At 37.7% G+C, this 7,476-nt stretch carries 6 protein-coding genes; all 6 read right to left on the reverse strand.

The genetic code is table 11. The features are described from left to right. Nucleotides 1-42: 42 nt before the first annotated feature. Nucleotides 43-1,938 carry a tRNA uridine-5-carboxymethylaminomethyl(34) synthesis enzyme MnmG gene (gene mnmG / locus FJQ98_RS26475; protein WP_053595899.1) on the reverse strand — a complete coding sequence of 632 codons (1,896 nt, stop codon included), beginning with the start codon at nt 1,936-1,938 and terminating at the stop codon, nt 43-45. 28 nt (nt 1,939-1,966) lie between these two features. Then, nucleotides 1,967-3,352 (reverse strand): tRNA uridine-5-carboxymethylaminomethyl(34) synthesis GTPase MnmE, encoded by a 1,386-nt coding sequence (gene mnmE, locus FJQ98_RS26480; RefSeq protein ID WP_053595898.1) that lies wholly within the window; start codon nt 3,350-3,352, stop codon nt 1,967-1,969. Nucleotides 3,353-4,248: 896 nt separating this feature from the next. Continuing rightward, on the reverse strand, nt 4,249-5,058 hold the full coding sequence (gene jag, locus FJQ98_RS26485) for an RNA-binding cell elongation regulator Jag/EloR (RefSeq protein WP_053595897.1): 810 nt from the start codon (nt 5,056-5,058) through the stop codon (nt 4,249-4,251). Beyond that, a complete protein-coding gene (gene yidC / locus FJQ98_RS26490; protein WP_053595896.1) occupies nt 5,055-5,825 on the reverse strand; it encodes a membrane protein insertase YidC in 771 nt (256 codons plus the stop codon). The genes jag and yidC overlap by 4 nt, the downstream gene beginning before the upstream one ends. A 372-nt stretch (nt 5,826-6,197) precedes the next feature. Beyond that, on the reverse strand, nt 6,198-6,542 hold the full coding sequence (rnpA, locus tag FJQ98_RS26495; protein WP_053595894.1) for a ribonuclease P protein component: 345 nt from the start codon (nt 6,540-6,542) through the stop codon (nt 6,198-6,200). A gap of 101 nt (nt 6,543-6,643) precedes the next feature. After that, nucleotides 6,644-6,778, reverse strand: coding sequence for a 50S ribosomal protein L34 (rpmH, locus tag FJQ98_RS26500; RefSeq protein ID WP_004233310.1), 135 nt, complete (start codon nt 6,776-6,778; stop codon nt 6,644-6,646). Nucleotides 6,779-7,476 lie beyond the last annotated feature (698 nt).

Consider the following 7,476-nt stretch of genomic DNA (forward strand, 5'->3'; position numbering starts at 1 on the left):
ATGGTATGCCCGCCTCTTATTCACTTTACTGCTCTTACTTAATTATTCACCGCTGACACGTGCGATTTTACCCTGCTCAATATAAACGAGTAATATTGAAATATCTGCTGGGTTTACACCAGAGATTCGTGATGCTTGAGCAATAGAAAGTGGTGTAACTTGTTTTAATTTTTGTCGCGCTTCTGTTGCTAGACCTGAAATAGCGTCATAATCAATATTTTCAGGGATTTTTTTATTCTCCATTTTATGAAGCTTTTCAACTTGTTGCAATGCTTTTTCAATATAACCTTCATATTTAAGCTGAATTTCAACTTGTTCCTTCACTTCATCCACAAACTCTATGTCTGCTGGAATTAACGAAGAAATTAAATCATAATGCATTTCTGGACGTTTTAATAAATCTGCTCCACGAATACCATCTTTTAGCTCACTACCACCTACAGAGCGAATAGCAGCTTGTGTTGCTTCATTTGGTTTAATAATAACTTCACGAAGACGTCCAATTTCGTTATCAATCAGCTCTTTTTTCTCATTAAATCTTGTATATCTTTCATCAGAAATCATACCCATATTATAACCTAGCTTTAATAAACGTAAATCTGCGTTATCATGACGAAGTAGTAAACGATATTCTGCACGAGATGTTAGTAAACGATACGGCTCATTTGTTCCTTTTGTTACTAGATCATCAATTAATACGCCAATATAGGCATCTGAACGACTTAAGATCAATTCTTCTTTACCAAGTACATTAGCAGCAGCATTCATCCCAGCCATTAAGCCTTGGGCAGCTGCTTCCTCATAACCTGATGTTCCGTTAATTTGGCCAGCTGTATATAAGCCTTTAATACGTTTTGTTTCTAAAGTTGGCCATAATTGTGTTGGCACGATTGCATCATACTCAATAGCGTAGCCAGCACGCATCATTTCTGCATTTTCTAAACCTGGAATTGATTTTAATAAACGTGTTTGTACATGCTCTGGTAAGCTAGTAGATAAACCTTGTACATATACTTCACGTGTATTGCGACCTTCTGGCTCTAAGAAAATTTGGTGGCGCGGTTTATCGTTAAATCGCACAACTTTGTCTTCAATAGAAGGGCAATAACGAGGACCCGTTCCTTTAATCATCCCTGAGTACATCGGTGAAAGATGTAGGTTAGCCTCGATAATTTCATGTGTTTCTGGGCTTGTATAAGTTAACCAGCAAGGAAGTTGATCCATGATGAATTCAGTTGTTTCAAAGCTGAATGCATGTGGAACATCATCTCCTGGTTGAATCTCTGTTTTATCATAATCAATTGTACGGTTATTCACTCGTGGTGGAGTACCTGTTTTAAAACGCACAAGGTCAAAACCAAGCTCTTTTAAGTTATCAGCTAAACGAATGGACGGTTGTTGGTTATTAGGCCCACTTGAATATTTTACGTCACCAATAATGATTTCACCGCGAAGGAATGTACCTGTTGTGATAACAACTGTTTTAGCGCGGTATATAGCACCAATTTGTGTAATAACACCTTTTACTTCCCCGTCTTCAATTATTAGCTCTTCCACCATTCCTTGCTGAATTGTTAAGTTTTCAGTTTCCTCCAACATGCGTTTCATTTCTTGTTGGTATAGAACTTTGTCCGCTTGTGCACGTAATGCACGTACAGCAGGACCTTTCCCTGTATTTAACATACGCATTTGAATATGCGTTTTATCTATAACTTTCCCCATGACGCCACCTAATGCGTCAAGTTCTCGTACTACGATTCCTTTGGCAGGACCACCAATGGATGGATTGCATGGCATAAATGCAATCATATCTAAATTGATTGTTAACATCAGTGTGTTAGCACCCATTTTGGCAGCGGCGTGTGCAGCTTCAGAACCTGCATGACCTGCGCCAATTACGATAACATCAAACGTGCCTGCCTCATATTTTGTTGGCATAGCTCGTATCTTCCTTTCTTTAGTAAAATTATTTTCCTAAGCAGAACTGTGAAAATAACTGATTGATTAGGCTTTCCTGTACTGTGTCACCGATAATTTCACCAAGTATTTCCCATGTTCTTGTTACATCTATTTGCACCATATCAACAGGCACACCAGCTTGTGCTGCAGCTAATGCATCCTCGACCGTTGCCTGTGCTTGATGAAGTAATGCAATATGTCTTGCATTTGAAACATATGTTAAATCGCCCGCTTCAATTTGCCCTTCAAAGAATAACGCGGCAATCGCTTCCTCTAGCTCTGTGATACCCTCTTCTTGTAAAAGAGAAGTTGTCACAACGCGATGTTTGCCTGCTAGCTCTTTGACGCGTGCTACATCAATTTTTTGCGGAAGATCTGTTTTATTGACAATAACGATGTAATCCATCGCCTCAATTGTTTCGAATAGACGCTCATCCTCAGCAGTCAATTCTTCTGCGTAGTTTAAAACAAATAAAATTAAATCTGCGCCACGTAACGCTTCACGTGAACGTTCAACACCAATTCGTTCAACGATATCCTCTGTCTCTCGAATACCAGCCGTATCGACTAAACGAAGCGGAACACCACGTATATTCACGTACTCTTCTATAATATCACGAGTTGTACCCGCTATATCTGTCACAATAGCCTTATTCTCCTGTACTAAACTATTTAAAAGAGAAGATTTCCCAACGTTTGGGCGGCCTAAAATAACAGTTGATAGACCCTCTCGTAATATTTTCCCCTGAGAAGATGTTTGCAAAAGTTTAATAATTTCATTTCGTACCCATGTACATTTTTCTACTAATATTGGTACCGTCATCTCTTCTACATCATCATACTCCGGATAATCTATATTAACCTCTACTTGCGCTAATGTCTCTAGTAATGCTTGGCGTAAGTCACCAATTAAACGCGATAATTTGCCATCCATTTGTCCCAACGCAACATTCATCGCTCTATCAGTTTTTGCTCTTATTAAATCCATGACTGCTTCAGCCTGTGATAAATCGATACGTCCATTTAAGAATGCGCGTTTTGTAAATTCACCTGGCTCTGCGAGTCTTGCTCCATTTGTTAATGCTAGCTTTAATACACGGTTCACCGAAACTAGTCCCCCGTGACAGTTAATTTCTATTACATCCTCACGAGTGAATGTTTTAGGTCCGCGCATTAATGACAGCATTACTTCCTCTACAACCTCATTTGTCTTTGGATCGACCAAATGTCCATAATGAATTGTATGTGAAGCCTTCGTTGTTAAACTTTTACCACCAGGCGATCTGAATATTTTATCTGCAATCGCGACTGCTTCGTCCCCACTTAAACGAACAATAGCAATAGCTCCTTCACCCATAGGTGTGGATATCGCAGCAATTGTATCGAACTCCATTTAATGACCTCCTTAACGTTATCCACATGTGGATAAACAAAACCGACCAATACTTACTAACACCTTAGACTAACATATTTTCTGCAAAATCTAAAGTAAGGATCATTTCCAATTGTGGATAATCAGAAAGCTTTACATTATAGCACGTATTTCGACAAGAATTGCGAATGCTAGAACATTAAATCTTTAACCTAAACGAAAACTATCCCCTCTGTTGTCCACAATTAAAAATTAAAAATCTTATAGTTAGTTGATTTAACAGATAAAAAATCAAAATGGTCGATGGAATCTTTGTAAATGTTGTGGCGCTTTAAATGAGGGTGATTTCCGTTCCAGGCTACTCGCTTTCCTGTAGGCGAGCGGCGAGCCGCTTCCTCTGCTTTCGCTCCGTGCAGGGTCTCGCCTGTCTCAACGATAGCATAGAATTTTTATAAATTTTATTCAATTCATGAGTGAACACTATGGCTATTCACCATAATCAAACAAAATAGACTTATTGCAGTGAAGTGATTGTACATCTGTTATTACTGTCGCTTTGCTTTCGCATAGATAAAACATTGCTGAAGTTTCATTTTAATATATTAGTGTCATGCCAGAAGATATATGCAAATGTAAAGTGGTTGATTGGAGTGGAGGCTGGGCGACTCCTTGGGGATTAGCGTCACAGATGAGACCCTGGAGCGAGCAACGCGAGTGAAGCGGCTCATCGGACGCCCCCAGGAAAGCGCCCAGTCGGAACGGAAATCAACCCCTCGCTTTGCCGAAGAGCCATACTTTCTTTAATAGAACACCTTAATTTCACTGACATAATAGTTTTTCAACAACATAAAAAAAAAGCCATTCTATCATGACGATAAAATGACTTTAGGTGTTTGTCTGTATGTTCTTTACGAAGTTTAGCCGTTCTTTACAGGCTCAATGACTAAATAACGATTAGGCTCCGTTCCTTCTGAGTATGTTTCAATATCAAGGCGGTTTGCCAATTGATTATGAATAACTTTTCTTTCGTACGACTGCATGGGTTCAAATGTCACTCGCTGATTTAAACGAAGTGCTTTATCCGCCATACGATCTGCCAGTAACTCCAAAGCTTCTTGGCGACGCTCACGATAGTTTTCTACGTCTAATTTCACCATTAAGAACTGCTTGGCACTTTTATTTAACACAAGGTGTGTTAATTGCTGCAAGGAATTTAATGTTTGACCACGTTTCCCTATAAGCAGTGCAGCTTTCTCACTTTTCAGTTGAAATAATACATATTTTCCTTCACGTGTCGTTTCAATTTCAAGATCATGAATATCCAATTGTTCAGCAATATTGACTAAATAAGTCTTTGCATCTTCAATTGGGTTTACTGAGGTTTCTTCTTCCTCTTTTTGTTCCTCTACGACTTGTTGAACAGCTTCGATATCACTTTGTTGTTCAGAAACTTGTGAACTTATTGTTTCAACATCATCTAATACTGTTGATTCGACAAATTGAGTCGTATTTCGCTGTTCAGCTTTTTCTTCCTCAATCGTTGGTCGAACCTGTACTTCCTTTACTGTTACACGAACTTCTGCAGATCGTGCCCCAAAACCTAAAAATCCTTTTTTACCTTCTTGTAAAACTTCAACATCTACTTGTTCACGGGTTTTGCCAAGTTTCTGTAACGCCAATGAGATCGCTTCTTGTGTTGTTGCGCCTATTTGCGTAAGTTGTTTCACTTTTGAGCCCCTCCATTTTGAGCAGGTTGTGTTTTATCTTTTTTCCAAGGTTTATAAATAAACAGGTTTTGAGCAATCGAAATTATGTTACCGATTACCCAGTATAGTGGTAATGCTGCTGGTAATGCCATACCGAAAGCAATAATCATAAATGGCATAATGTACATCATTATTTTCATTTGAGGGTTATCCATCGCTGGGCCCGTACGTAAAACGATAAATTGAATTAAACCAGCAATAATTGCTAATGCCGGTGCAGGTTCTGCTAACGGGAAAATAAAGAAATTCCCTAAATCGTAAGCAGGTGTAGCATTCATACGACTAATCGCATGGTAGAAACCCATTAAAATTGGCATTTGAATGAATACAGGTAAACATCCAGCAAGTGGATTGACACCAGACTCACTCATAAGCTGCATCATCTCTTTTTGATACTGTTGCTGTGTCTGTGCATCCTTAGAAGCATACTTCTTTTGCAATTCCTTCAATTTCGGCTGAATTTCTTGCATTTTTTTAGAGCTCTTTGTTTGTTTAATCATCAATGGAAGTATTGCTAAACGAATGATAATCGTTACAATAATGATCCCCCATGCATATGAACCGAGCATATCAGCAAAGTATTTAATCGCTGATACTAAAGGCCAAACAATGAATTCATTCCAGAAGCCTGTGCTTTCTTTGGAGATTGGTTCTTTGAATTCTGTACAACCAGATAGTAGTAATACTACTGAAGCTAGCGACAAAATTACCCAAAGTTGTTTCTTCAACCTTCTTCCCCCTACAAATACTATTCACTTTTTCTAAAACTATATGCGTTCTTCTTCTTTATACATTTACAGTTTCCTGCTACTGAATAAAGTTATCAGTTATTTTATCATGCATATAACGTTTCACTCTACTAAATATTCTAACAATGTACACATATTTGCTAAGTAATGTTACTAATTTTTCATATATTACAGCGAAACTAAATTTCAAAATACCCCTATACGTATTTTCAATAACTTCACTTTCGTGCAGAAATGCTTCGTCCGAAGGCTTTTTCCTCATTCAGTAGGCGTTTGGACACCCAGCAAAAAGGATTAACATCCGTATTCATCTATAAAGGTGCTATTTCACCACTTTGGTTGCCATCCATATTACGTTTTCTTCAATACTTTTGCGATTCGTAGTACATGCTGCAAACTTTGTTTCACTTCATGAAAATCCATAGTGGCCGCCGGTTGTCTGGCGATAATAACATAGTCCATATTCGGCTTAAGCTCATCTTTTAATTCATGAATACTTTGTCGAATATAGCGTTTGATCTGGTTGCGTGTTACCGCATTCCCAAGCTTTTTACTAACTGATAAACCTACTCGAAATTCCGTTTGTCCCTCTTTTTCTAAAAAATAAACGACAAACTGACGATTAGCGAAAGATTTACCCTTTTTAAACACCTTTTGAAAATCATCGTTTTTTTTCACTCGTTGGCGTTTTTTCATTACTTTCACCTGCTACTAGATAATTATCCTTTGATCCTCATTTCTAGGTTTCCCAAAAATAAAGAAAAAAAAGACCACTGATGTGGCTCAGTGGACTTATTTTATGCTGATAATACTTTTCTTCCTTTACGACGACGAGCAGCAAGAACTTTGCGACCGTTTTTCGTGCTCATACGTGCGCGGAAACCGTGAACTTTGCTGTGCTTACGTTTTTTTGGTTGGTAAGTACGTTTCATTTATATAGACACCTCCTGAATGAAAGTTGAATTTTTCAACATACAGACCTGAACATTATATAAAGTAACTAGCTATTTTGTCAATGAATTTCATAAATTTCTTTCTTCCTTCAAGAGAATCTATGAATATCTTCTACGGCTCTTCACCAATATGTACTTGACTGCACATTTCACTCTGAGAGAACTCTTTCCGCAAAGTCGCCTCCCTCCGTTCCATATGCTTTCATACCAACCTTCTTTTTTTAATAAAGAATAGATTTTAGTATGGATCCTCTTTTACTTATATTAATTAATTATCCACAGAGTACTTGTTTTTTTTACACAAAGTTGTGTATAGTATTTTTTGCATTATTTTTTATCCACAACATTTATCTACAGCTTTTTCACATACACAGAGCTTGTGGACAACTACAAAGTGCATAAATGAAAGGTATGTGGATAAGTTTCACAAACTATTGAAATAGCTTTGTTTTTCTGATACGATAACTGTGCTTCACTTTGTTGAAAACTGAAATGAACTTTTATTTTATCCACAACTGTTGATATGCTGTGGATAATTTTTATCACAGCCTTTGGTTAACTTTTATCCACAACTTGTGAGTTTGTGGACGAGTTGTAAAATGAACGTATTTACCGTTTCTATAAATGCGCTATTTTTAATGCTGTAATTGTATTGAACTGTAAAGGAGATTAGCAGC

The sequence above is a fragment of the Lysinibacillus agricola genome (genome assembly GCF_016638705.1).
In the GTDB taxonomy this organism is placed as follows: domain Bacteria; phylum Bacillota; class Bacilli; order Bacillales_A; family Planococcaceae; genus Lysinibacillus; species Lysinibacillus agricola.

What these genes read in the sequence shown, in the direction of transcription:
- mnmG (WP_053595899.1), bottom strand. Translation starts at nt 1,938, where the DNA reads ATGCCAACAAAATATGAGGCAGGCACGTTTGATGTTATCGTAATTGGC.
- mnmE (WP_053595898.1), bottom strand. Translation starts at nt 3,352, where the DNA reads ATGGAGTTCGATACAATTGCTGCGATATCCACACCTATGGGTGAAGGA.
- rnpA (WP_053595894.1), bottom strand. Translation starts at nt 6,542, where the DNA reads ATGAAAAAACGCCAACGAGTGAAAAAAAACGATGATTTTCAAAAGGTG.
- rpmH (WP_004233310.1), bottom strand. Translation starts at nt 6,778, where the DNA reads ATGAAACGTACTTACCAACCAAAAAAACGTAAGCACAGCAAAGTTCAC.